22 protein-coding genes and 2 riboswitches are annotated in these 23,312 nt (G+C 51.1%); of the genes, 15 read left to right on the top strand and 7 right to left on the bottom strand.

Annotated features, from left to right (window positions below; all coding sequences use genetic code 11):
- The first annotated feature begins 165 nt into the window (after positions 1-165).
- The 10 genes from prpR (at position 166) to AC3WQT_RS04260 (ending at position 8,675) form a co-directional block, all read left to right on the top strand.
- Complete coding sequence (gene prpR, locus AC3WQT_RS04305) at positions 166-1,782, top strand: propionate catabolism operon regulatory protein PrpR (RefSeq protein WP_492702603.1); 1,617 nt, start codon at positions 166-168, stop codon at positions 1,780-1,782.
- Positions 1,783-1,898: 116 nt separating this feature from the next.
- The gene (locus AC3WQT_RS04300; protein ID WP_492702602.1) at positions 1,899-2,258 is read left to right on the top strand and encodes a response regulator transcription factor; all 360 of its coding nucleotides are present in this window, start codon (positions 1,899-1,901) and stop codon (positions 2,256-2,258) included.
- Positions 2,259-2,260: 2 nt separating this feature from the next.
- On the top strand, positions 2,261-2,872 hold the full coding sequence (locus tag AC3WQT_RS04295) for a chemotaxis protein CheC (protein WP_492702601.1): 612 nt from the start codon (positions 2,261-2,263) through the stop codon (positions 2,870-2,872).
- Positions 2,872-3,894, top strand: coding sequence for a GGDEF domain-containing protein (locus AC3WQT_RS04290; protein ID WP_492702600.1), 1,023 nt, complete (start codon positions 2,872-2,874; stop codon positions 3,892-3,894). Before AC3WQT_RS04295 ends, AC3WQT_RS04290 begins: the two co-directional genes overlap by 1 nt.
- Before the next feature lie 111 nt (positions 3,895-4,005).
- Complete coding sequence (locus AC3WQT_RS04285) at positions 4,006-4,839, top strand: putative selenate ABC transporter substrate-binding protein (protein WP_492703103.1); 834 nt, start codon at positions 4,006-4,008, stop codon at positions 4,837-4,839.
- A gap of 23 nt (positions 4,840-4,862) precedes the next feature.
- On the top strand, positions 4,863-5,717 hold the full coding sequence (locus AC3WQT_RS04280; protein WP_492702599.1) for a phosphonate ABC transporter ATP-binding protein: 855 nt from the start codon (positions 4,863-4,865) through the stop codon (positions 5,715-5,717).
- A 5-nt stretch (positions 5,718-5,722) separates the two neighbouring features.
- Positions 5,723-6,562, top strand: coding sequence for a PhnE/PtxC family ABC transporter permease (locus AC3WQT_RS04275; protein ID WP_492702598.1), 840 nt, complete (start codon positions 5,723-5,725; stop codon positions 6,560-6,562).
- Entirely contained in the window at positions 6,559-7,374 is an 816-nt protein-coding gene (phnE, locus tag AC3WQT_RS04270; protein WP_492702597.1) for a phosphonate ABC transporter, permease protein PhnE, read from the top strand. The genes AC3WQT_RS04275 and phnE overlap by 4 nt, the downstream gene beginning before the upstream one ends.
- 36 nt (positions 7,375-7,410) lie before the next feature.
- Positions 7,411-7,932, top strand: a complete 522-nt coding sequence (locus AC3WQT_RS04265; protein WP_492702596.1) for a GNAT family N-acetyltransferase — start codon at positions 7,411-7,413, stop codon at positions 7,930-7,932.
- A gap of 8 nt (positions 7,933-7,940) precedes the next feature.
- Positions 7,941-8,675: an AAA family ATPase gene (locus AC3WQT_RS04260; RefSeq protein WP_492702595.1), complete on the top strand. Its 735-nt coding sequence runs from the start codon at positions 7,941-7,943 to the stop codon at positions 8,673-8,675.
- A gap of 7 nt (positions 8,676-8,682) precedes the next feature.
- On the opposite strand, the gene AC3WQT_RS04255 is transcribed toward AC3WQT_RS04260, so the two are convergent.
- Together AC3WQT_RS04255 and AC3WQT_RS04250 are read right to left on the bottom strand one after the other, a co-directional pair.
- Entirely contained in the window at positions 8,683-9,120 is a 438-nt protein-coding gene (locus tag AC3WQT_RS04255) for a Na+/H+ antiporter NhaC family protein (protein WP_492702594.1), read from the bottom strand.
- 58 nt (positions 9,121-9,178) lie between these two features.
- Positions 9,179-9,343, bottom strand: a complete 165-nt coding sequence (locus AC3WQT_RS04250) for a hypothetical protein (protein ID WP_492702593.1) — start codon at positions 9,341-9,343, stop codon at positions 9,179-9,181.
- On the opposite strand from AC3WQT_RS04250, the gene AC3WQT_RS04245 reads away from it, so the two are divergent.
- From AC3WQT_RS04245 to AC3WQT_RS04235, 3 genes are all read left to right on the top strand, one after another.
- Positions 9,275-9,583, top strand: coding sequence for a TonB-dependent receptor domain-containing protein (locus AC3WQT_RS04245; RefSeq protein WP_492703102.1), 309 nt, complete (start codon positions 9,275-9,277; stop codon positions 9,581-9,583). The two genes, AC3WQT_RS04250 and AC3WQT_RS04245, sit on opposite strands and share 69 nt — an antisense overlap.
- Positions 9,584-9,720: 137 nt before the next feature.
- Positions 9,721-10,971, top strand: a complete 1,251-nt coding sequence (locus AC3WQT_RS04240) for a cyanophycinase (RefSeq protein WP_492702592.1) — start codon at positions 9,721-9,723, stop codon at positions 10,969-10,971.
- A gap of 322 nt (positions 10,972-11,293) precedes the next feature.
- A complete protein-coding gene (locus AC3WQT_RS04235) occupies positions 11,294-12,901 on the top strand; it encodes a methyl-accepting chemotaxis protein (protein WP_492702591.1) in 1,608 nt (535 codons plus the stop codon).
- Positions 12,902-12,936: 35 nt separating this feature from the next.
- On the opposite strand, the gene AC3WQT_RS04230 is transcribed toward AC3WQT_RS04235, so the two are convergent.
- Positions 12,937-14,508, bottom strand: coding sequence for a hypothetical protein (locus tag AC3WQT_RS04230; protein WP_492702590.1), 1,572 nt, complete (start codon positions 14,506-14,508; stop codon positions 12,937-12,939).
- A 190-nt stretch (positions 14,509-14,698) separates the two neighbouring features.
- Entirely contained in the window at positions 14,699-15,034 is a 336-nt protein-coding gene (locus AC3WQT_RS04225; RefSeq protein ID WP_492702589.1) for an energy transducer TonB, read from the bottom strand.
- Between the two features lie 329 nt (positions 15,035-15,363).
- Between AC3WQT_RS04225 and AC3WQT_RS04220 the strand changes: the two genes are divergently transcribed.
- Positions 15,364-15,822 (top strand): cache domain-containing protein, encoded by a 459-nt coding sequence (locus AC3WQT_RS04220; protein ID WP_492702588.1) that lies wholly within the window; start codon positions 15,364-15,366, stop codon positions 15,820-15,822.
- Positions 15,823-16,122: 300 nt separating this feature from the next.
- On the top strand, positions 16,123-18,246 hold the full coding sequence (locus AC3WQT_RS04215; RefSeq protein WP_492702587.1) for a putative bifunctional diguanylate cyclase/phosphodiesterase: 2,124 nt from the start codon (positions 16,123-16,125) through the stop codon (positions 18,244-18,246).
- Positions 18,247-18,317: 71 nt separating this feature from the next.
- Here AC3WQT_RS04215 and gcvP read toward each other — a convergent pair whose 3' ends face one another.
- From gcvP to gcvT, 3 genes are all read right to left on the bottom strand, one after another.
- Entirely contained in the window at positions 18,318-21,206 is a 2,889-nt protein-coding gene (gene gcvP / locus AC3WQT_RS04210; protein WP_492702586.1) for an aminomethyl-transferring glycine dehydrogenase, read from the bottom strand.
- Positions 21,207-21,333: 127 nt separating this feature from the next.
- Positions 21,334-21,711: a glycine cleavage system protein GcvH gene (gcvH, locus tag AC3WQT_RS04205; protein WP_492702585.1), complete on the bottom strand. Its 378-nt coding sequence runs from the start codon at positions 21,709-21,711 to the stop codon at positions 21,334-21,336.
- A gap of 92 nt (positions 21,712-21,803) precedes the next feature.
- Entirely contained in the window at positions 21,804-22,934 is a 1,131-nt protein-coding gene (gene gcvT, locus AC3WQT_RS04200; RefSeq protein ID WP_492702584.1) for a glycine cleavage system aminomethyltransferase GcvT, read from the bottom strand.
- A gap of 72 nt (positions 22,935-23,006) precedes the next feature.
- Positions 23,007-23,144, bottom strand: a riboswitch (glycine riboswitch).
- Between the two features lie 11 nt (positions 23,145-23,155).
- Positions 23,156-23,244: riboswitch (glycine riboswitch) on the bottom strand.
- Positions 23,245-23,312: the final 68 nt, after the last annotated feature.

The following is a 23,312-nucleotide window of genomic DNA, read 5'->3' as shown; positions in this document are numbered from 1 at the left end:
TGCAATCGGCGTGCCAGCCTGAGGATGACAAAGACATTTCCTTGCCAACCTCATATAAATCAAACACTTATTTTCTTTTAGGGCAGAACAAAGTCTGTGCATGACTTCAATTTTGTTTCATAATACCGTTTCATATTGAGAATCGAAACATCAGTTGAAACATTAATGAAACATCCACCGACAATACGCGATAATCAGGACAAGCCAGTCATCTGGACGGTGTCCATCTCACGCCTGTTCGACATGTTCCGCGACATCATGGTCGAATACGATGTCAGTGCTGACATAGAGCCCATACACATGGGTTTCGAAGAAGCTGCCCAATATCTGAAAGAACGTCTGCAAACCGAGAGGTGCGATGCAGTCATCGCCGCAGGCTCGAATGGAGCCTACCTCAAGAACCGCCTGCCAGTCCCGGTCGTCATCGCCAAGGCCAGCGGCTTTGACGTCATGCAGGCGCTGGCCAGGGCGCGCAAGGTGTCGCCTGCCATAGGCCTCATCAATTACCAGGAGACCATGCCTGAGCTGACGGATTTCAAAACGACTTTCGGCTTCCCGCTGGAGCAGCGTACCTATGTGACCGAAGAAGATGCGCGTGCCCAGATCAGTGAACTTAAAGCAAGTGGGATCAAGGTCATTGTCGGTGCCGGACTGATCACCGACCTGGCTGAAGAAGCAGGCTTGACTGGCATTTTCATGTATTCCGCGACGTCAATACGACAAGCCTTTGACGACGCGCTCGAAATCGCCCGTCTGACACGGCTGGAATCTGCCCGCGGACGGCATCACCCTGCAGCTGAATCACTACGCGCCAAGCATGGTCTGAATGATTTGCGGGGTGACTCCGCCCTTATGCAAGCCACCCGCAAGTCCATCGCCTTATTTGCACGTTCCCCGGCAACGGTGTTGTTACAAGGTGAAACCGGGACTGGCAAGGAATTGGCGGCTCAGGCACTACACAGGGAAAGCACACGGGCGCGCCAGCCCTTCGTCGCCGTAAATTGCGGTGCCATCGCTGAAAGCTTGCTGGAATCTGAATTATTTGGCTATGAAGAAGGTGCTTTTACCGGTTCCAAGCGTGGCGGCCACGCCGGTTTATTTGAAATTGCCCACAGAGGCACGGTACTCCTGGATGAAATCGGTGAAATGCCGCTGACTTTGCAAACCCGGTTATTGCGCGTACTTGAAGAGCGCGAGATCAATCGTGTGGGCAGCATGCGCCCCATACCTGTGGATGTACGCATTATCAGCGCCACTCATTGCGATCTGGAAAGCAAGGTAAAAGAAGGAAAGTTTCGTGCTGACCTGTATTTTCGTCTGGCCGTATTGCGTCTGCATCTGCCTGCATTAAGGCAGCGCCCCGACGATTTGCTGCCCCTTGCTGAATGGTGTCTCAAACATGCACTGGCAGCCATGGGGGTCAGGCCACACGCCAATCTGCATGCGGAAATAGGTAGTTGCGTCACGCTGCTGCAAGACTACAACTGGCCAGGAAATGTAAGAGAATTACGTAATCTCATGGAACGTCTGGCTCTGTTTTTGGCAGCAGAGCCGCTGCAAGCCCTGACACCGGGCTTCGTCGCAAAAATCCTGCCTGAACTGGATCTGCATCAGTCACCGGCAGATACTGCAAATACATTCATCAATTCAGCCCGCAATTTACCTGCGCCAGAGTCAATGGATTCCGTCATGGAAAGGTTCAATCACAACCGCGAAGCGGCTGCGGACTATCTGGGGATCAGCAGAACGACTTTGTGGAGACGCCTGAAGCAAAAAGCGTAATCATTTGAAACATTAATTGATCATCTGAACCACGAATTTTGTGCCTCACTAAGGTAGAATGAATTTACGCTGTCACTCACAATCTTTGGGTGCAATTATCTTGCATAAAATATATTATGAAAAAACTACTTATTGTTGACGATAGTAAAGTTTCTCGCATGGTGATCCGTGCGCACGTCAAAGCAGTGCATCCAGACTGGGAATTTTTTGAAGCTGGCAATGGCGAAGAAGCCATCAAGTCAGTCATAGAGAACAAACCAGACTTTTGCACCATGGACATCAATATGCCGGGCATATTGGGAACTGATGCTGCTGAGCAAATCTTGCAGCAACATCCTGGTGTACGCATCGCCATTTTTTCGGCGAACGTACAAGACACCATGCAAAACAGGGCCACCTCCATAGGTACCATCTTCGTGGCTAAACCAGTTACTGAGAAGTCCATCACTATCGTTCTCAATTATTTCGCGAGCTGAAAATGAATTCCCTGACCGAACTTCATCTCGATGCACTAAGCGAGGTATTCAATGTCGGTGCTGGCAGGGCTGCTGCCAGCCTCAGCGACATTGTCGGTGAAGAAGTTCGCCTGTCAGTCCCTTCAGTTGAAATCCGCAAATCCTCAGAGATTGATGTCTCGTCCATGGGTTTGCAAAATGATCGCTTTGGTGCGGTACACCAGACCTTCAGCGGCTCTTTTGAAGCTGAAGCCATACTGCTGTTCACTGAAGAACATGCGCTGAAAATCGTGCGCGACATGATGGGCTCGCAAATCAGCCTGGAAGATCTGGCCGAGTTTGAACAGGAAGCCATGTGTGAGCTGGGCAATATCATCCTTAATGCCTGCCTGTCGGCCATGGCAGATATGTTGAATATACCGCTGAATTGCTCTCTGCCGGATTACTCTGTGGCCAGTACGGAAGAAATCTTCCGCCGTGTCAGCAATGATCTACAGCAACCCTATGTTCTGCTGCTACATATTGACCTCGCGATTGAGAGCCGGCATTCTGAAGGGCATTTGATTTTCTTGCTGAGCTCAACTTCCCTGACAGATTTGGTGACGCAGCTTGATCGCTTCCTGGGGGTAGTTTAATGGCACAGTTGATGCCTCCCTCTGCCTTCCGGGTCGATGAGATATTAAATACCATCAGCCTGGGGTTGATAGTGCTTGATACCAACCAGACCATACTTTTATGGAACGGCTGGGTAGAAAGATATAGTGGCATCCCGGCCAGCCAGGCTATAGGCAGGCAGATTTCTGAAGCTTTTGAAGAATTACCCAGCCGTGCGATCCTGAGTGCAATCACCAATACCCTGAGCTATGGCTTGCCCGTAGTCTTGTCGAATGCCTTGCACCGTTCACCACTGCCCCTGTTCCAACGTGGAGAACAGGATATTGAAAAAAAACGCATTGATCAATCCATCACCATCACACCAATTGCTGCAGAAGATGGCGCACGCCAGTGCCTGATACAGATCAGTGATTCAACCACGTCGATCAAACGCGAAAAAATCCTGCGTACCCACTCTGAAGCATTGAAGCGAGAAGCCACCACCGACAGTCTGACTGGCATCTATAACCGCCGCTTCTTTGATGAACACTACAAAATGGCCCTGGGCCATGCCGTGCGTCACAACGTGCCCTTGTCTGTGTTCATGGTCGACATTGATTACTTCAAGGAGTACAACGACAACTATGGTCATGTGGCGGGTGACAAGGCCCTGATACAGGTCGCCGCAGCCTTGCGCAAGCAATTGCTCAGAGCCACTGATGTACTGGCGCGTTTCGGCGGTGAAGAATTCATCCTCATGCTGCCCAACATGGCACCTGATTCTGCCATGCAGTTTGCAGAAAAACTGCGCACTGCAGTCTGGGATTTGAATATACCGCATTTTAAATCGCACATCGGCCAGCAAATCAGTGTCAGCATAGGCTTTAGCAACTACCACAAACATCCTGATGTTGATGCCAATTCCTTGCTCAAATGTGCAGATGCAGCGCTCTACGAAGCCAAGAAGGCGGGCCGCAACCAAAGTCATTATTTGCCCTTGCAGCAATTCAGCACACAAACTGCCGCACCAGCAGGTACTTTACATAAATCCATCAGTCATTAACATCTGTCATTAAATACAGTCCACTAATGCAGACTGGCCATAGATTGCCCCACCCTTTCAGGAACTACTATGACTAATTTTGTTTCATGCTTTTCCGTGTCCCGCCGCCTCATGATCGTGGCCTTGGGCTTGTTGGCATTCGCAGGCATGGCACAGGCGCAGCAGATCTTGCGCGTATCTGCTATTCCTGATGAAGCACCAACAGAATTGCAGCGTAAATTCAAACCCCTGGGTGCCATGCTGGAGAAAAAGCTGGGCATGAAAGTCGAATTCATCCCCGTCACTGACTATGCAGCTTCGGTAGAAGGCCTGATCAATAAGAAACTCGACATGGTCTGGTTTGGCGGTTTCACCTTCGTACAGGCCAAGGTTCGCAGCAAAGACCAGGTGATACCGCTGGTACAACGTGAAGAAGATGAAAAATTCAAATCGGTCTTCATCACCACCGATAAAAACATCACCAAGCTCGAAGACCTGAAAGGCAAGACCTTTACCTTTGGTTCTGAATCGTCCACTTCTGGCCACCTGATGCCACGCTCTTATTTGCTGGCAGCCAAAATTAACCCTGATACGGACATGAAGCGCATCGCCTTTTCTGGCGCGCATGATGCGACTGTGGCTGCCGTGTCTGGCGGCAAGGTAGATGCAGGTGCGCTGAATATTTCAGTCTGGGAAAAACTGCTGGCGCAAGGCAAGGTCGATACCAAACTGGTCCACGTGTTTTACACCACGCCAGGCTATTTTGACTATAACTGGTCGGTACGTGCCGACATGCCTGTCGACTTGCGCAAGAAGATCACAGATGCCTTCCTGAACCTTGATCCGGCCAATCCGCAGGACAAGGAAATCCTTGACCTGCAACGTGCGACGCGCTTCATCCCTACCAAGGCTGACAACTACAAGGCCATAGAAGCGGCAGCACATAATGCCAGCCTGCTGAAGTAATGCCGGCAGCAATGTCGGTAGTAATGACTACAGTACAGCTGCGCTTGCAGCAATTGAGTGTGGCTTTTTCCGGTGCAGTACACACTGCATCGGTGGCAGGACAAGCGCAACAGCAATACATACTTGAAAATCTTGATCTGACAGTCACCCGGGGCGAGCAGATTGCCATCATAGGTCCGTCTGGTGCTGGCAAAACCACGCTGTTGCATACCCTTGCTGCTGCCCATCAGCCTGCCAATGGTCAATTCCATTTCATGGACCAGGATGTCTGGGCGCTGTCACATACGGCACGCCATGTCTTGCGCCGTCACCTGTTCCTGGCACCACAAACACCGCCACTGCCTGCACGCCAGCGCGTCGTCACGGCGGTGCTGGCCGGCCGCCTGCCGCACTGGACACTGGCTCAGGCCTTGCGCAATCTTATCAAGCCCGCAGACCCGCTGGCTGCCTGGCAAGCCTTGCAGCGTTTTGATCTGCAACACAAGTTGTATGCCAGGGTAGATAAACTGTCTGGCGGTGAACGCCAGCGCTGCGGACTGGCACGCCTGCTATTGTCCGATGCCAGTCTCTTGCTGGTGGATGAGCCGCTTTCTGCGCTTGACCCCACGCTGGCACTGCAAACCCTGAATACCCTGCAGCAGGAAGCAAAACAACGTAAGGCAACGCTGATCTGCAGCCTGCATCAGGTGGAACTGGCTCGTCAGCACTTCCCGCGCATCATAGGTTTGCGCGCTGGTAAAGTCCTGTTCGACAGCAATAAGGTGGACGATCAGATGATCGCTGATCTGTACCGGAATACCGGCAGCACTGAGCAGCATTCTTTGGATATGACTGCGCTGGATCAGCCTGATTTTTCTGACGCGCCCCGCTGTTTTTAAGCGCGATGACACAGCAGACAAACCATTCAGATATACAGCATGATCCCGCATGGCGCATGCGGGTGACTGTCACGCTGAGCATACTGGTGCTGCTCTGGCCCATGCTGCTGATCACTGAATTCAAACCCTGGCAACTGATCGATGCGCAAAGCCTGGGCGCGACCTGGCGTTTCCTGTCAGGCTTTTTCCCACCTGCGCATTCGACAGAATTTTTATTGATCGTACTGGAGGCAACCTGGCAAACCATCGCCATTGCCACGGCGGGCCTGACGCTGGCACTGCTGGGTGCAATCCCGATGACCCTGATCGTCAATGAGCATTTATCGATATCACGCATAGGCAGCGGACGCATGCATGGCATGGCCAGGCTGTTACGCCAGATAGTACGCTGGAAGCTGGTCTTGCTGCGCAGCGTACCGGAACTAGTCTGGGCCTTGCTGTTTGTGCGCCTGGTCGGGCTGGGGCCGACTGCGGGTGTATTTGCCATCGCCCTTACCTATGCAGGCATGCTGGGCAAGGTCTATGCTGAAATACTGGAAGCCAATGATGGCCACGCCACCGACAGCCTGTTAAGAAATGGCAGCAGCCGTCTGACGGCATTCCTGTATGGGGCCTTGCCCAATGCGGCACCAGAATTGATTTCCTACACCATCTACCGCTGGGAATGCGCCATACGCGGCTCCGTCGTCATGGGCTTTGTCGGCGCTGGCGGCTTGGGTCAGCGTATGGATGAATCGATGAAAATGTTATCTGGCGCTGAAGTGTCGACCATGCTCATCGTCTTCGTGTTGCTGGTCGGCATTGCTGACCTGACCAGTAAATTATTCCGCAAGGCGCTGGCATGAGTATGCACGATACGCACAATAACCACGACATGCCAGTCGCACCGGCGCTATTGACCCCACTCAAACTGGCATTAAGTGCGGGGATCATACTGCTGGTCATTGCCAGCTTTGTCAGCCTGAACATGGAATGGCGCGCTCTGTTCAGCGACGATGCCGCTGGTAAAACCTGGGAATTCCTGCAAGGCTTTGCACCACCTGACATCAGCCCTGCCCTGCTTAACAAAACCGCCTTCGCTTCTGTTGAAACCCTGGCCATGTCGGCATTGGGCACCCTGATTGCCGCCATCCTCGGTCTGTTGTTGGCCCTGCCAGCCAGTGGCCGCTTCGGCAGGATTGCAAAAAGCAGTACGCGATTATTTTTGAATGTGGCGCGTGCCATACCCGAACTGGTGTGGGCATCCATCATGCTGATCGCCGCCGGCCTGGGACCATTTGCCGGCACCATCGCGCTGGCCGCTCACACCACTGGTGTACTTGGCCGCCTGTTTGCGGAAGTACTGGAAAACGCCGCCCCGCAGGCTGAATCCACATTACGCCTGAACGGCGCTTCTGCCGTCAATGCCTTCCTGTACTCTACGCTGCCACAAAGCCTGCCGCAAATGCTGTCCTACACCCTGTACCGATGGGAAAACAATATCCGCGCCGCCGCCATACTCGGCGTAGTCGGTGCTGGTGGGTTGGGACAGATGTTGAAGTTTCATTTATCATTATTCCAGATGCAAACGGCAGCCACTGTCATCATCGCCATGCTGATACTGGTGGCTATGGTGGATGCATTGAGCTTTGCGATGCGACGCTGGATGATGCGTTGATTCCTTTCCAAGAGTATTCACATATATTTGACCATCATGTCTGTCTTCAAAATCCCTGAATCTTTAGAAACAACCAGGCTACAACTCAGGATGTTCAGAGAAGAGGACTGGCGTGCACTGCACGAACACTATTCTGATCCTGAATGCACGAGCTTTACCTTTCGTCGTGCCCTGACCGAAGGCGAAAGCTGGCGTGCCATGGCCAGCATGCTGGGCCATTGGCAGTTACGCGGCTATGGTCCCTATGCCATCGTTGAAAAAACTTCGGACGCCGTCATTGGTGTTGCAGGTCTGTGGTATCCAAACGACTGGCCAGAACCAGAAATAAAATGGGCACTGACAAAACGCTATTGGGGCAAGGCTTATGCCAGCGAAGCGGTCCGCGCGGTACAAAGCATGGCCACAGAGTATCTGGCAGATTTGCGGCTCATCAGCTTTATCCATAGCGACAACCTGGCCTCAATAAAACTGGCACTGGCTGTTGGTGCTACGCTGGAAAGACAGGTAGAGTTCCGTGGTGGCCTGTGGCATATTTACCGCCATCCACAAAAACCGTAAACCTGCCAATGAGCCTGTCCGCCAAACCTTATCTGCAACGCATCAGCATACGCGATGATGCTGCCATTGATTTTGACAGCTACCCTTACCACATCCCGGCAGTCAGGGAACTCGACATGCTGGAATTTCATGCCGATGTGACTTTTTTCGTCGGTGAAAACGGTGCAGGCAAATCGACAGTGCTGGAAGCCATTGCCATGGCACTGGGTTTTGGGCAAGAAGGTGGGACAAAAAATGTTGCGTATCGCACTACCGAATCCGTCTCTTCACTGCATCAGAATTTGAGGCTATCGAAAAGCTTCAAAAAACCGCGTGATGGGTACTTCTTGCGTGCTGAGAGTTTCTTCAATGTTGCCACCTATATGGACGAAGTTGGCTATGTCGATGGCTACGGTGGTTCGTTACATACACGCTCCCACGGTGAATCTTTCATGGCACTGTTGCTCAACAAGCTGCAAGGCAATGGCCTCTACCTGATGGACGAACCAGAAGCTGCGTTGTCACCCAACCGCCAACTGGCCGCCCTGAGCGCCATACATCAACTGGTGCAGGATGGCTCGCAATTCATTATCGCCACCCATTCACCAATACTACTGTCGTATCCACACGCAAAAATTTACCAGTTTGACGGTAGTGGCATTACGGAAACCAGTTATGAAGACACGGAACACTTTGCAGTGACCCGTGACTTCCTCAACAATTATCCCAAGCGGCTGGAGCAATTGCTGGTAGATGAAGAGTAAGTAAAACCTACCAACTGATCACACAAGACAAAGCCAGCAAACCCAGGGCCAGGACAAAGTACAGTAACTGCAAAGGTATCATCCACTTCGCCCGGGTCGCCCAAGGTATGCGTGCCAGCGCCAGCACGCCAACCAGATCAGCCAGGGGTGCCATGATGGGCATGGTCAGTGCCGCCTGCCCGCTGCCGGAATGGATGAAGAAGTTGATGACAGACTGGATCACAAACATCTTGTGTGCCGCAAAGATAGGGTGAGAAGACTGCACGAAAGGCATGAGGAAGTTCAACATGGTGTCGATGATATTGGCATCACGCGCCAGTATCATGGTGCCGCGTGCCAGGGCAATCACCAGTGCCGTGGTCACCAGGTCTTTGGCACCCTGCATGAAGGCTTCGACAAAACTGTCGGCATTCAATTTGCCCACTACGCCTACCAGAATGGCCATGACCAGAAAATAGCCTGGGCAAATTCAATGTCAGTTTGAGCGGTACCTATGTCATCGACTACAAGACCCGTAACACCGCTGCCAGCCAGGAAGTGAATGGAATGGTGTAGGTATCTATACCGACACCCAGGTAGTACAACGCTGGAGGCATACCCTGACGTTTGACTTTGACCGCGGCCCATGGGGTGCGACACTGCAACAGACTTACTACCAGGCTTATCACGACCAGAATGCCCTCGCCGATGGCAGCACCCGTGACGTGCCCGCCTATGTCTTGTGGGATTTGAGTGGCAGCTATAAGTTCAGCAAGGCATTCAGCCTGCGTGCAGGTATCAAGAACCTGTTGGATACCAACCCGCCACGTTCCAACCAGATATATAGCTTCCTGGCTGGCTATGATCCCAGCTATACCGATCCAAGCGGCCGCTTCGTCTATATCTCTGGTAACTATTCGTTTAAATAAGCAGTATCAATAATCAATTCCAAAGTAGCGCCTGCGTGGATATTAGGGACAACACTTGGTGTTGTCCCTTTTTTTAAATTCATGCTCATAGTGATGATTCGAATCACTTACAATATCAAAAAATCAGGATGGAAATAATGACAATTTCTCTGAAAAATACAGGCTCGGGCTTACGTATCTTGCTCAGTTGCCTGGTTCTCTTACTTTGGCAATTACCCATGAATGCTCATGCAGAAGACAAGTCACCACAACAATCCAAAGGCTCACTCGTCATCATAGGCGGCGCCTTGCGGGTCGATAATGCCGTGGTCTGGCAGCGCATCGTGCAACAGGCTGGTGGCAAAGGCGCAAAGATTGCTGTTATACCAGCGGCAGCAGGTAGCCCGGAAAAGTCCGGGGGATTCGCAGTGGAATCCCTGAACCAGCATGGTGCCCAGGCTTTTATAATTCCCCTGTCGGTCAGACATGCGCAATTCAAGCCAGAAGATATCGTCAACAATGCCGCCTGGCTGGATAAACTCAAAGATGCCAGCGGTGTGTTTTTCACTGGCGGCGACCAGGGTCGCATTGTGCAGGCGCTGGTCAAGCCGGATGGTAGCAAGACAGCGATGCTGGAAGCCATCTGGGCGCTATATCAACGCGGTGGTGTCATCGCTGGCAGCAGTGCCGGTGCTGCCATCATGAGTACCACGATGTTTTACGATGCCAAACCTGTGCTGCCTACGCTCAAGCTTGGTGTTACTGATGGCAAGGAAATTGCGGCTGGTCTGGGCTTCATCGGCCCGGATGTATTCATAGACCAGCACCTGATCATCCGTGGCCGCTTTGCCCGCATGTTGCCTGTCATGCTAAAAAAGAATTACAAGCTGGGCCTGGGCGTTGATGAAAATACAGCAATGGTAGTCAGCAACCAGGGTGACGTTGAGGTCATCGGCTATAAAGGTGCAATCCTGTTTGACCTGAGCCAGGCGACAACCGATGGCGCACAAAAGAATTTCAATATCAGCAATGCCCGCATCAGCTATCTGGACCGGGGCGACCATTTCAATTTACACACCAGGACACTGACACCTTCGGCTGACAAACTGCAGCACAAACTCAATCCTGCCCAGGCTTACAATACTGACCAGCGTTTTTATCCCGATATCCTGGCCAATACGGTAGTCACCGATCTGATGTTCCATTTGATCGATGGCAAGCAGGAGCGTGCCATTGCCCTGGCTTTTGGCATGGATGCGCAGCCTGAGCTGGGTTTTGAATTCAGCTTCAGCAAAGCGGCGGAAAGCCAGGGCTACTATTCCAATGCCTCTGGCGCAGAAAGCTATACCGTACATGGTCTGCGTCTGGATATACGACCTGTGAGCATGAACCTGCCGTTTTATAAGTAAACCCAAATACAGCCTAAGCCTCCGTTAGCGGGTTGGTCTTAACACCATCCCGTGACCTGCCCTCCATCTGCACTACATCCTCTTTTAATTTGTCGTTTGTTTGCAAATTCTTCCTCTCAGGCATCTGGGCTTCACTTACAATCAGACTACGGTCCTGCTCTGCATTCCCTGTACGTTGCAGGCGGGGCCGCCTGATCGCCAATTATTAAAACTATGCAGACCTGCCCACAAATGTAGGCGGATTAGCCTGAGGTGATACCCATTTTTCTCACGCATCCGCCCAGCGTTGCGGCACACTGCAGCAAACCAGTGAGACCACACCATGAAACTCAGCACCCGCATTATCTTGCTGTGCGCCATCACCCTGTTTGGCATTTCAGTCATTTCGGCTATTTCCCTGTACTCCTTGCGTCAGACCATGACCAAGGAGCGTACTGAGCAGATTTCCAATATGGTAGAAATGGCGCATGCCGCCATAGAGAAAGCCCATGCGCTGGAGCAGTCAGGCAAGCTCTCACGTGACGATGCGCAAAAACAGGCCAAGCTGGCGATTTCCAGTTTTCATAAAGAGGAGATGTATTTCTTTGTGCGCGGGTATTCCGATGATTTATTACGCGTGCACCCAAAAGCTGACCGCATTGGCGTTCCGCAAAAGGACATGAAAGAATCTGGTGACCGCTATCGTGCCTCGCTGGAAAAAAACAAGATAGGCGTTGTGCAGGCCATGGGTACCAGGCCTGGGGTACAGGGCCAGGTAGAGAAAATTTATGCTGTCATGCGCTTCGCCCCATGGGATTGGCTGGTAGGCACAGGTACCTATCTGGATGATATCAATGAGGCTTTCTGGCAGCAGGCAGGCATCATGCTGGGTGTGGGCTGCATCATGATGGCCATGGTGGGTGCACTAGCCTGGCATATGACACGATCAATTCTGGGGCAACTGGGGGGCGAACCTGCTTATGCGGCTGAAGTTGTGGGCCATATTGCAGAGGGTGATCTGACTACCGACATACAGGTCAGAGACAATGACCAATCCAGCCTGTTATTTGCCATCAAGACCATGCGCGACAAACTCGCGGCCGTCGTTGGTGAAGTGCGTACCGGGTCTGAATCCATCGCCACTGCCTCTGGCGAAATTGCATCCGGCAACCTGGATCTGTCTAACCGCACCGAACAACAGGCAGGCGCACTAGAAGAAACCTCATCCACCATGGAAGAACTGACTTCCACCGTCAAGCAAAATGCCGACAATGCCAGGCAGGCCAATCAACTCGCTATCTCGGCATCTGAAGTGGCGACCCAGGGTGGCAGCGTGGTAGGCAAAGTCGTAGCCACCATGGGCTCCATCAATGAATCATCGAAAAAAATCGTCGATATCATCAGCGTGATCGATGGCATTGCCTTCCAGACCAATATCCTGGCATTGAATGCAGCCGTCGAAGCTGCGCGTGCCGGTGAACAAGGGCGCGGTTTTGCCGTAGTCGCCAGCGAAGTGCGCAACCTGGCGCAACGTTCAGCCTCTGCAGCCAAAGAAATCAAGACCCTGATAGACAGCTCGGCAGAAAAAGTCGAAGAAGGCGGCAAGCTGGTTGCCATCGCCGGTTCTACCATGGATGAGGTAGTCGCCAGCGTCAGGCGTGTGACCGATATCGTCGCCGAAATTGCCTCGGCCAGCCAGGAGCAGAGCTCAGGCATAGAACAGGTCAATCATGCGATTGTTGATATGGATAATATGACGCAGCAAAATGCCGCGCTGGTAGAACAAGCGTCTGCTGCGGCCCAGGCCATGAATGAACAGGCAGCCAGCCTTGCGCAAGTGGTGAATATTTTCAAGGTGCAGCAACAAGTTGGCGCTACACCCCAGGTAAGCCGGGCGAGTATACGTCCAGCGCAAACAGGTCGGGCAAATCAGCCACGCCGCTTGCGCTAACTCGTCATTTAAATCGCAATTAACTAGAAAAAACGTTAGAGAAAAATCTTCCCGCTCAATGTGGCAATGATGCGCTGGCGCTGCAAAGCCTGCTCACTTGCCGTATTGTCGCGGACTGAATTGACAGAAAGATCAATGACGCTCGTCTGTTTGTCTGGTTGATTTTTGGTATCCACCAGCTTACCAAACTCATAACGGGATATCGTCAGATTGCGGTCATGGCTCTTTTCCAGACGCGCAGTATTCAATTGATTTTTTTCAAATCCAAGATCCAGTTTGCTGCTCTCATGATCGTCTACTTTCACGTAGCGATAATTCTGCGAACTCTTGCCCTCATCAAGCACCGGTTTTTTGCCAGATTTTAATTCAAGATGAAAAGCTGCACTGAGACTGGATTCCAGGTTCTGGCTGATCTTTCCACTTGCCAGATGCCCTTCCTGCGTGGTCTTCTGGCTGGTCTGGAAGTTGAAATAATCACTTTCCTGCAAGCGCGCCGGATTTGGTGAGGTGGTCACGCCTTTGATCTTCGCATCAAAGTCTGCCAGGCCGGTTAACAATGAACTGGCACTGGTATCCCAAAAGGCTGGTGTCTTTGCTGGCGCCAGGCCTTGCACACTATTGTCATCATCCAATGTATTGATTTTCTGCATCGCAGAAAACGCTTCCTTATATTGTGATACCAGGCCCTCATCTGCATTGCCACGCTTGGCAGCATTATCGATTTGCCCAAGGAATTGCTGGATAGCGTTATTTCTTTGTGTCGCATTCCCCCGGAGCCCGGCGTTGTCATGTTTGACATCAATATCAATCACACCACTGTCTGATGTCAGCTTGAGCTGGTGATGTGATTCATTAATCTTGTAATCAAGCTGGCGCTCACCTGCCTTGATATTAAACTCCAGCGAACTGACGACAGAGGTGTCAAAGCCTGACAAAGCACCCAGATTGATCTTGTTATCCGTAAAATAACTTTGCGCCGCAGCTTCCAGTCCTGCGGCCAGTTTATCAAGCGCCTTGCTATCTGTTTCACTCAATTCTGCATCGCTGCTGGCTTCTACACTGAGACCACTAGCATTACTTTTGATGGATAAAGTAACACTGCGTCCTGAAGCCAGCTTCACACTCAGCCCCAGGCTTTGGTCGGGGCGGTCACGCAAGTCATTCAAACTGACCTGGCCTGCTTCGGCCACGGCTTTATTGTCAGCACCGGCATCCAGAGATGTCGTGATGTAGGCTTGTTTGACATCTGCACCAGTGGAATGCAGGCGGTCTATGAGGCCAGTAGCCAGACCATTGAAACGCCCTGAAGTGGTCGTCGCTGCAATCGCATTTTGTTGCAGTAAATAACTGAAATGATCGTCGCTCTTGTTTTCCCACCATTGAGATGAGGTAGTAGTTGTAGATGCAACACCTGACTGGTTATATGTCTGGCCCACACCATCATTACTTGATGAGCGTAAATTGACTTGATATGAACTTGTAGATGTAGTTGAGTACGAAGCAGCAGAACTAGCCAAAGGGCTGGCAGAAGTCTGACTGTTTACATTCTGTGTCTGACTGACACCAGGGCTTGCTACTGTATTTAAACTTGTAGAAATAGTCGACATGGCTTGCATGCATCCTTGAAATAAATCCTTGCTTAATCTTCCTTATTATCGACAATATTTATTATTACTTTAGCAAAAAGAGGATGGAAAACCGGATTATTCATGCTGCCTTGCACATAAAAAAAGAGATGCTCTTGCATCTCTTTTTTTTATTTTGCTGAACCAATAAGTCAGCAATCTTCCTGAGTGATCAGGAAAGGCTCCAGACATATTCCAGCTTGGTCCAGGCTTGCTGTGGCTTGCCATCTTTAGCGCCCGGCTTGAATTTGCAGGAAGAATAAATTTTTTGTGTTGCCTTGTCCAAAGCCTTGGAGCCACTGGACTTCTCCACTTTTGAATCAACCACCGCGCCATCTGGCCCAACCAGTACAGACAAGACCACAGTACCAGTTTCTTCATTCATCAAGGCAGATTTTGGATAAACCGGTTTTTCGCAAGTCTGCTTGTCAACAGTTGGCGCCACTTCACTGGCCAATGTAGCGAAAGAAGATGCAACGAGGACGGTAGCGAGAAGTAATTTTTTCATGGGAGTAAGGACGTAAGTTCTGGGAAAAGTTTGATATTGCCACATGGAAACAGGTGCGTATTTTACTGCACATTTTTTCCGCAACGCAACATTTTTCCCATTTAATCAGTGCAATGATTGTTAAAGATTGTGCCCCGTACGCATAGCCAAACGACCATCATTGCGCTATGACAATGTGAACTTTGCAAGGTGTTGCTCCCTGACATGGGAGCTTTGCTTTTTTCACACATCTCCACTAGTCTTAATTCATGCATTCTGTTGTCATAAATGCTGCCCATAAAAATGAAACGCTTGATTGAGCACTTTGATTGAACACATATAGGGAGACCATGAAAATGAAGATATTCAAATTGTTGATGGTATTACTGCTGGCAGGTCAATTCAACTTCGCCCTGGCTGACGACAATCCTGCCGATGCCATCGCCATGGTCGATAAAGGCCTGGCTTATATGCAAAAAAATGGCAAGGATGCTCTGGTACAGGAAATCAATAATAAAAATCCAGAGTTTATCAATGGCTCGATTTATCTTTATGTGCGTGGACTTGATGGTGTAGTTATTGCCCACCCTATCAACCCTAAACTGATAGGCAAAAACATGCTGGACCTGCCAGATGCAGATGGCAAATACTATCGCAAGGAAATCATTGCCCTGGCCAAAAGCAAGGGCAAAGGCTGGGTAGACTATCGCTACAACAATCCTGTCAGCAAACAGATAGAAAACAAAACCACTTATATTTTTCGCAGTAATGACGTGATACTTGAAGCAGGGATATATAAAGGAAAATAATTAAAGAGTAATAATTAAGGATCACAAGTTTCTCTAATACAGCACTTAGCAAAAAGGTATCGTTTTCTCGATACCTTTTTTATTTTTGTGACCGGGAAAAACAGCATTGAAATAACAGCCTTGCAAACACTTTGTACGGCATCGCACAGACGAATAAGTTTTCATCAAGTAATTTCTGTCCAGGCATCATGACAAGAGACACTCTTGCATGGGCAAAGGGTTTATAGCAAACCGGCTGGCGACTTTGTCACGACAGTCTTTGGCTACCTTCAATTTGCAAAGTTTACAAGGAGCCAGCTCATGGCCAAGAGAATTCTCGTCGTTACGCCTGTTATTGCCGATGCCCTGGCACTTCAGGAAGCGCTGCTAAAAGCCCGCGATGGTTATTATGAAACCGTGTTTGCAGATAGCCTGTCCAGCGCCGTCGAACACCTGCAAGATAAAACCAAACCCATAGACATCATATTGCTTGACTGCTTCCTGCCAGACAGCAAGGGCATAACCAGCTTCCAGCATTTATTTGCCATCGTTCCCAAAATCCCCATACTCACTATCTGTGACACTGATCATGCACTGGCACTGGAAGCCGTAGAACTCGGTGCCCAGGGTTTTCTGACACGGGGCCATTTTTCCAGTTACCTGGTGCCACAATCGTTGCGCAATATTATTCAGCGCAAAGCCGTTGAAGATGCTGCCTTCCTGGAGAAAGCACGGGCAGAAATCACCCTCAACTCCATCAGCGATGCGGTCATAGGCACGGACATGGCGGGTAATATTGATTACCTGAATGTCGCTGCTGAACATATCACGCTGTGGAAGCGAGAAGAAGTACAAGGCCAGCCCATTGCTACGGTCATGCCGCTTATACAAAGCGAAAACAGACAAGTGAAAGCCAATCCCGTCATGCAAGTGTTACAGCAAGATACCGCCACCACACTGACACCCGGCACCATATTGCTCAGACGTGATGGCAGCGAGGTCGCCATCGAAGACTCTACTGCACCCATCCACGATGCATACGGCAATCTGGCTGGCGCTGTCATGGTGTTTCGCGACATCACGGCGACCCAGGCCATGGCAGTGAAAATGGCTCACCTGGCACAACATGATTTCCTGACTAATCTACCCAACCGTGCACTCTTGAATGACCGCATCGCACAGGCCATAGGCCTCGCTAAACGGCGCGAGACACATCTGGCGGTGCTATTCCTGGACCTGGACAATTTCAAGCATATCAATGATTCCCTGGGTCATGCCCTGGGCGACATGCTATTGAAATCCGTCACAGAACGCCTGTGCGCTTGCGTGCGTAGTTCTGATACGGTCAGCCGTCAGGGTGGCGATGAATTCGTGATACTCGTGACAGACGACAAGTCTGCCGAGAATGCCGCCTTCACTGCCGAAAAATTATTGAAGTCGCTGGCCACACCGCATAGCATCAATGGCCATGAGCTGTATGTCACAACCAGCATAGGTATCAGCTCATACCCTGCTGATGGTACTGATGCAGACACCTTGATTAAAAACGCCGACACGGCCATGTACCAGGCCAAGGAAAAAGGACGTAACAACTTCCAGTTCTTCAAGCCAGAAATGAATGTGCGTGCCGTTGAGCGGCAAGTCATAGAAGCCAATTTGCGACTGGCAATGATACGCAATGAATTTTCTCTGCATTACCAACCCAAGATCAACCTCAAAAGCGGTGCCATTACCGGTGCAGAAGCCCTGCTACGCTGGTCGCATCCACAATGGGGCATGGTGCCGCCAGTACGTTTTATTGGTATTGCAGAAGACTGCGGCGTCATCATCCCGCTAGGTCGCTGGGTCTTGCGTGAAGCCTGTATCCAGACCAAGAAATGGCAGGATGCAGGATTGAAAATTTCAGAAATTGCCGTCAATATTTCTGCTGTCGAATTTCGTCGTCAGGACTTTGTTGGCACTGTACGCGCCATCTTGCAGGAAACCGGGCTTTCTCCCAATTGCCTGCAACTGGAAATCACCGAGAGTGTACTCATGCGAGATGCAGAAAACAGTATTGCCATACTGCAGCAATTGAAAGACATGGGCATACAACTGGCTGTCGATGATTTTGGTACCGGCTATTCCAGTCTGAGTTACCTGAATCAATTCCCTATTGATGTATTGAAGATCGACCAGTCCTTTGTCAATGAAATCGGCGCCAACAAAACCGACGGCGATGGCATCATCGTCAGTGCCGTCATCGCCATGGGCAATAGCCTGAAACAAAAAGTCATTGCAGAGGGCATAGAAAAACAGGGGCAATTATCCTTCTTGAAGGCTCAGCATTGTGAGGAAGGACAAGGCTATATTTTCAGCCGGCCACTGGCTGCCGAGCAATTCGCGAAAATGCTGCGTCTCGGGATTACTGCACATGCCCCTATTCCCGTGCTGATGCCGAATTGAATTTATAAAGACTCAGAAAAAAACGGACATGCAAGCATGTCCGTTTTCATTTTGAGCCAAGCAGTCAATACTTATTCGTAATCACTGACTGGTATGCAAGAGCAGAACAGATTGCGGTCACCATAGACATTGTCTGCACGGCCAACCGGCGCAAAGTATTTATTCTTGCGCAGGGAAGCAACCGGGTAAGCTGCCACTTCACGGCTGTAAGCATGTGGCCACTCATTGGCGATCAACACTTCTGCTGTATGTGGCGCATGTTTCAGCGGATTATCCTTGGCATCGAATTCACCACTGGCCACCTTGGCGATTTCTTCACGGATGCTGATCATGGCATCGATGAAACGGTCGAGTTCAGCCTGAGATTCACTTTCTGTCGGCTCTATCATCAGTGTGCCAGGCACAGGGAAGCTCATGGTCGGTGCGTGGAAACCAAAGTCGATGAGGCGTTTGGCCACGTCTTCATTGCTGATGCCAGTAGCATCTGTCAATGGACGCAGATCCAGAATGCACTCATGCGCAACCAGGCCATCATGACCGCTGTACAGGACAGGGTAATGCGGTGCCAGGCGTTTGGCGATGTAGTTCGCTGCCAGGATTGCTGTTTCTGTTGCTGCCTTCAAGCCTTCTGCTCCCATCATGGCGATGTACATCCATGAGATAGGCAAGATGCTGGCAGAGCCAAATGGCGCAGCACTAACGGCAGAGATACCATCTTCACCACGGACATAGCCAGTAGATTTCTGGTTAGGCAGGAACTTCGCCAGATGCGCACCAACTGCAACCGGGCCTACACCTGGGCCGCCACCACCGTGAGGAATACAGAAAGTCTTGTGCAGGTTCAGATGGCTGACGTCCCCACCAAACTTGCCTGGTGCGGCAACGCCAACCAGTGCATTCATATTCGCGCCATCGACATACACCTGGCCACCATGGCTATGCACGATTTCGCACAATTGCTGTATGCCTTCTTCAAACACACCATGCGTAGACGGATAAGTCACCATCGCTGCTGCCAGGTTGGCACTGTGTTTTTCTGCCTTGGCTTGCAAGTCAGCCAGATCAACGTTGCCTTTGTCATCGCAAGCCACCACGACCACGTCCATGCCTACCATGCTGGCTGACGCTGGATTGGTACCGTGTGCAGAAGATGGAATCAGGCAGATATTGCGGTGTGCTTCACCACGGGATGCGTGGTAAGCCTGGATCACCAGCAAGCCTGCGTATTCACCTTGGGAACCGGCATTTGGCTGCAGGGACACGGCATCGTAACCAGTTGCTGCGCACAGCATGGCTTCCAGTTGATCGATCATTTCGCGGTAACCGATGGTCTGATCGTTTGGCGCGAATGGATGGATGCTGGAGAATTCTGGCCAGGTCACAGGAATCATTTCGCTGGTGGCATTGAGCTTCATCGTGCATGAACCCAGCGGTATCATGGTGCGGTCCAGCGCCAGATCCTTGTCTGCCAGGCTGCGCAGGTAGCGCAGCATTTCATGTTCTGCGTGATAGCGGTTGAAGGTTGGATGTGTCAGGTAAGTCGTACCACGTGTCAGCGCTGCCGGGTAGGCATCATTGACGCCAGCTTCTATCGCTGCAAAATCTGGCGTTGTCGTGATGCCGCTGGCCTTGGCAAAAATCGCCCACAGAGCTTCAACATCAGCACGTGTCACTGTCTCATCGAGAGACACACCAACCTGTGTTGCGCTGATCTGGCGCAGGTTGTAGCCCGCAGCCTGGGCAGCCTGATGGTAGGCAGCAGCATTGGCGACATTCACTGTCAGGGTGTCAAAGTAAGTGGTGTTGGCGATAGCCAGACCTTGTTGCTTCAGGCCGCCAGCCAGAACACCCGTCAGGCGGTGTACGCGCAAGGCAATCTGGCGCAAGCCTGCAGGGCCATGATAGACGGCATACATGGAAGCGATCACTGCCAGCAACACCTGTGCAGTACAGATATTCGATGTGGCTTTTTCACGGCGGATATGTTGTTCACGTGTTTGCAGTGCCAGGCGATAAGCCTTGTTGCCTTGTGCATCGACAGTCACACCAACCAGACGGCCAGGCATGCTGCGTTTGAATGCATCGCGTGTACCCATGTAACCTGCGTGTGGGCCACCAAAGCCCAGTGGTACGCCAAAGCGCTGGCTGTTACCAACAACAACGTCAGCACCCCATTCACCTGGGGAAGCGATCAGTGTCAATGCCAGCAAATCGGCAGCAGCGATGACCATCGCGCCTTTGGCATGCAAGGTGGTAGCAAATTCGCGGTAATCGCGGATGGCGCCGTCCACGCCAGGATATTGCAGCAAGATACCAAAGCAATCATTGTCCAGTGCTTCTGTACCCGTGCAAGTACGCACCTCGATACCCAGCGGCTTGGCGCGGGTTTCTATGATTTCTCGGGTCTGTGGCAAGACATCATCGCCAACATAAAACACATTTGATTTGGATTTTCCTACACGCTGTATCAGTGTCATTGCCTCAGCAGCAGCCGTGCCTTCATCGAGCATGGATGCATTGGCGATATCCATGCCAGTCAGGTCAGTGATGACTTGCTGGAAATTCAAAATGGCTTCCAGACGGCCTTGGGAAATCTCTGGCTGGTAAGGTGTGTAAGCTGTGTACCAGGCAGGGTTTTCAAAGATATTGCGCAGGATCACGCCTGGTGTATGCGTGTTGTAATAACCCTGACCGATCAAAGACTTCAGTACACGGTTTTTCGACGCCAGTGCCTTCAATGTTGTCAGTGCTTCCTGTTCGGACTTGGCTTCTGTGAATTGCGCCAGTGGCAGCACATCGTGACGGCGGATATTGGCTGGGACGATGGCATCAATCAGGGCTGTGCGGTCAGCATAGCCCAGGGTTTTCAGCATGGCGGCTTGTTCTGCTTCAGAAGGGCCGATATGGCGAGCGATGAAAGCGTCATGCGCTTCCAGTTGGGTCAGTGAAGGACGGGTCATGGTATATGAGGTACAGAAGAGTAACGTGGAATATCAGGTGTAGCTATGCGGGACCAAGGATTTCATTGCAACAGGCAAATCCATATTAAAAGAGGCAACCACAGGGCTACCTCTCTTAATGAATCTATTAAGCGATGTTCTTGGCGTAAGCTTCAGCATTCATCAAGGCATTAACATCAGCAATATTGGCTGGCTTGAGTTTGAACAGCCATGCAGCAAACGCATCAGCATTGATGGACTCTGGTGCATCGGCCAGTTCTTCATTGATGGCGACAACTTCGCCAGTCACTGGTGCGTAGATATCACCAGCTGCCTTGACGGATTCAACCACTGCGCAATCCTTGCCAGCTTCTAGTGCTGTGCCAACTTTAGGCAGGTCAACGAAAACGATATCGCCCAAAGCATCCTGAGCGAATTCAGTAATGCCGACAGTGATCGTGCCGTCTGCTTCTGTGCGTACCCATTCGTGGGATGTCGTGTATTTCAGGTCTGCTGGTACGTTCATGATGGGCTCCAGTTAAATAAATTGTTTTAGATAATAATGAGTGGCTAATCAATAGTAGTCAGTACTAGTAGCTGTACTGACTGCAGATCAAATTATACGGCCAGGATTTTGCCGTTACGGACAAAAGGCAGTTTGACAACAGATGCTGCCAGTTGCTTGTCGCGGATAACAACATGTACAGTATCGCCTACAGACACGCCCATAGGCAAACGCGCCAGCGCAATTGCCTGTTCCATTGTGGGACTAAAAGTACCGCTGGTGATTTCGCCTTCACCTTGTGCACATACTACTTTTTGGTGCGCGCGCAGTATGCCACCTTTTTCACGCAGGATCAGGCCCAGGAACTGGGCATTCTGTCCTTGTTTCTGCAGTGCCTGCTTGCCGACGAAATCGCGTTCGCTGACCAGGTCGATAGTCCAGGCCAGACCAGCATCCAGCGGATTGACTGTTTCATCCATGTCCTGGCCATACAGATTCATACCAGCTTCCAGACGCAAGGTGTCACGCGCGCCAAGGCCAGCAGGTTTGACACCCGCTGCGACAAGGGCATTCCAGAAATCAGTCACGCGATCAGCAGAAACGGCAATCTCGAAACCATCTTCACCGGTATAACCAGTGCGTGCCACCATGACTTCACCGAAGGAAGTCTCAGCGACGATGACTGCGTTGAAAGGTTTGATTTCTGCGCTGGCTGCCTTGGCTTCTGGCAAGACTTCCCATGCTTTGGCGCGGGCGTTCGGGCCCTGCACTGCTACGAGAGCAAAAGCATTTGCGCCATCGCGACGCTGGGTAATAGTCAGGCCGCTATTGGTTTCTGCATTGCGGGCATTCATCCAGGCAATGTCTTTTTCTGCCGTGCCAGCATTGACGACCAGGCGGAACCAGTTTTCGCTGAAGAAATAAATGATGAGGTCATCAATGACCGTGCCTTCAGGCTTCAACATGCAGGAATACAGAGCCTTGCCCGCGACCTGCAATTTATCGACATTGTTTGCCACCAGGCCACGCAGGAAGCTGCGTACATTCTCGCCCTGCAGATCAACGACGCACATATGAGATACATCAAACATGCCGCAATCAGTGCGCACTGCATGATGTTCTTCGATTTGGGAACCATAGTTGACAGGCATGTCCCAGCCGCCAAAATCAACCATTTTTGCACCAGCCGCACGATGGGCTGCATTGAGAGGAGTTGCCTTGAGTGATGTCGCTGCTTGCGTCATGAGTGCCTCGTTACCAGATTGAAGGGACGAACAAACGCATGCCGGCGAATAAACGCCGCATGCGCTGAAATCGCATACCCCTCTGTCCTGGTACCTGAGAGATTACGGGAGCCTTGTATGTTTGCTGCCCGTGCGCACCTTCGGTGGGTAGTCCGGCGAATATTTATAAAATAAACATGTCTGCCGCTACCGCTCTCCAGAGTTGGGGCAACTTTTAACTACCCCGTTGATCGGTCCTTTGTGCCTGAGAGTTTTTTGGGTATTAGCCCCTTCGGCGGCAACTTTCGTCACGCTCTCCCGATCAAGTAGCGCGATTATATAAGGCTTGCAAGGGCTTGGGTAGTTGAGTGTGGAAATATTTACAGAAAAACTGTGAAC

It is taken from the genome of Undibacterium sp. FW305-107, assembly GCF_058788535.1.
This window is presented reverse-complemented; position numbering and strand designations above follow the sequence as displayed.

Bases quoted from the DNA above. Each gene is read 5' to 3' on its own strand.
- prpR (WP_492702603.1), top strand. From the start codon at position 166: ATGAAACATCCACCGACAATACGCGATAATCAGGACAAGCCAGTCATC.
- AC3WQT_RS04300 (WP_492702602.1), top strand. From the start codon at position 1,899: ATGAAAAAACTACTTATTGTTGACGATAGTAAAGTTTCTCGCATGGTG.
- AC3WQT_RS04295 (WP_492702601.1), top strand. From the start codon at position 2,261: ATGAATTCCCTGACCGAACTTCATCTCGATGCACTAAGCGAGGTATTC.
- AC3WQT_RS04290 (WP_492702600.1), top strand. From the start codon at position 2,872: ATGGCACAGTTGATGCCTCCCTCTGCCTTCCGGGTCGATGAGATATTA.
- AC3WQT_RS04285 (WP_492703103.1), top strand. From the start codon at position 4,006: ATGATCGTGGCCTTGGGCTTGTTGGCATTCGCAGGCATGGCACAGGCG.
- AC3WQT_RS04280 (WP_492702599.1), top strand. From the start codon at position 4,863: ATGACTACAGTACAGCTGCGCTTGCAGCAATTGAGTGTGGCTTTTTCC.
- AC3WQT_RS04275 (WP_492702598.1), top strand. From the start codon at position 5,723: ATGACACAGCAGACAAACCATTCAGATATACAGCATGATCCCGCATGG.
- phnE (WP_492702597.1), top strand. From the start codon at position 6,559: ATGAGTATGCACGATACGCACAATAACCACGACATGCCAGTCGCACCG.
- AC3WQT_RS04265 (WP_492702596.1), top strand. From the start codon at position 7,411: ATGTCTGTCTTCAAAATCCCTGAATCTTTAGAAACAACCAGGCTACAA.
- AC3WQT_RS04260 (WP_492702595.1), top strand. From the start codon at position 7,941: ATGAGCCTGTCCGCCAAACCTTATCTGCAACGCATCAGCATACGCGAT.
- AC3WQT_RS04255 (WP_492702594.1), bottom strand. From the start codon at position 9,120: ATGGCCATTCTGGTAGGCGTAGTGGGCAAATTGAATGCCGACAGTTTT.
- AC3WQT_RS04240 (WP_492702592.1), top strand. From the start codon at position 9,721: ATGACAATTTCTCTGAAAAATACAGGCTCGGGCTTACGTATCTTGCTC.
- AC3WQT_RS04235 (WP_492702591.1), top strand. From the start codon at position 11,294: ATGAAACTCAGCACCCGCATTATCTTGCTGTGCGCCATCACCCTGTTT.
- AC3WQT_RS04230 (WP_492702590.1), bottom strand. From the start codon at position 14,508: ATGTCGACTATTTCTACAAGTTTAAATACAGTAGCAAGCCCTGGTGTC.
- AC3WQT_RS04225 (WP_492702589.1), bottom strand. From the start codon at position 15,034: ATGAAAAAATTACTTCTCGCTACCGTCCTCGTTGCATCTTCTTTCGCT.
- AC3WQT_RS04220 (WP_492702588.1), top strand. From the start codon at position 15,364: ATGAAAATGAAGATATTCAAATTGTTGATGGTATTACTGCTGGCAGGT.
- AC3WQT_RS04215 (WP_492702587.1), top strand. From the start codon at position 16,123: ATGGCCAAGAGAATTCTCGTCGTTACGCCTGTTATTGCCGATGCCCTG.
- gcvP (WP_492702586.1), bottom strand. From the start codon at position 21,206: ATGACCCGTCCTTCACTGACCCAACTGGAAGCGCATGACGCTTTCATC.
- gcvH (WP_492702585.1), bottom strand. From the start codon at position 21,711: ATGAACGTACCAGCAGACCTGAAATACACGACATCCCACGAATGGGTA.
- gcvT (WP_492702584.1), bottom strand. From the start codon at position 22,934: ATGACGCAAGCAGCGACATCACTCAAGGCAACTCCTCTCAATGCAGCC.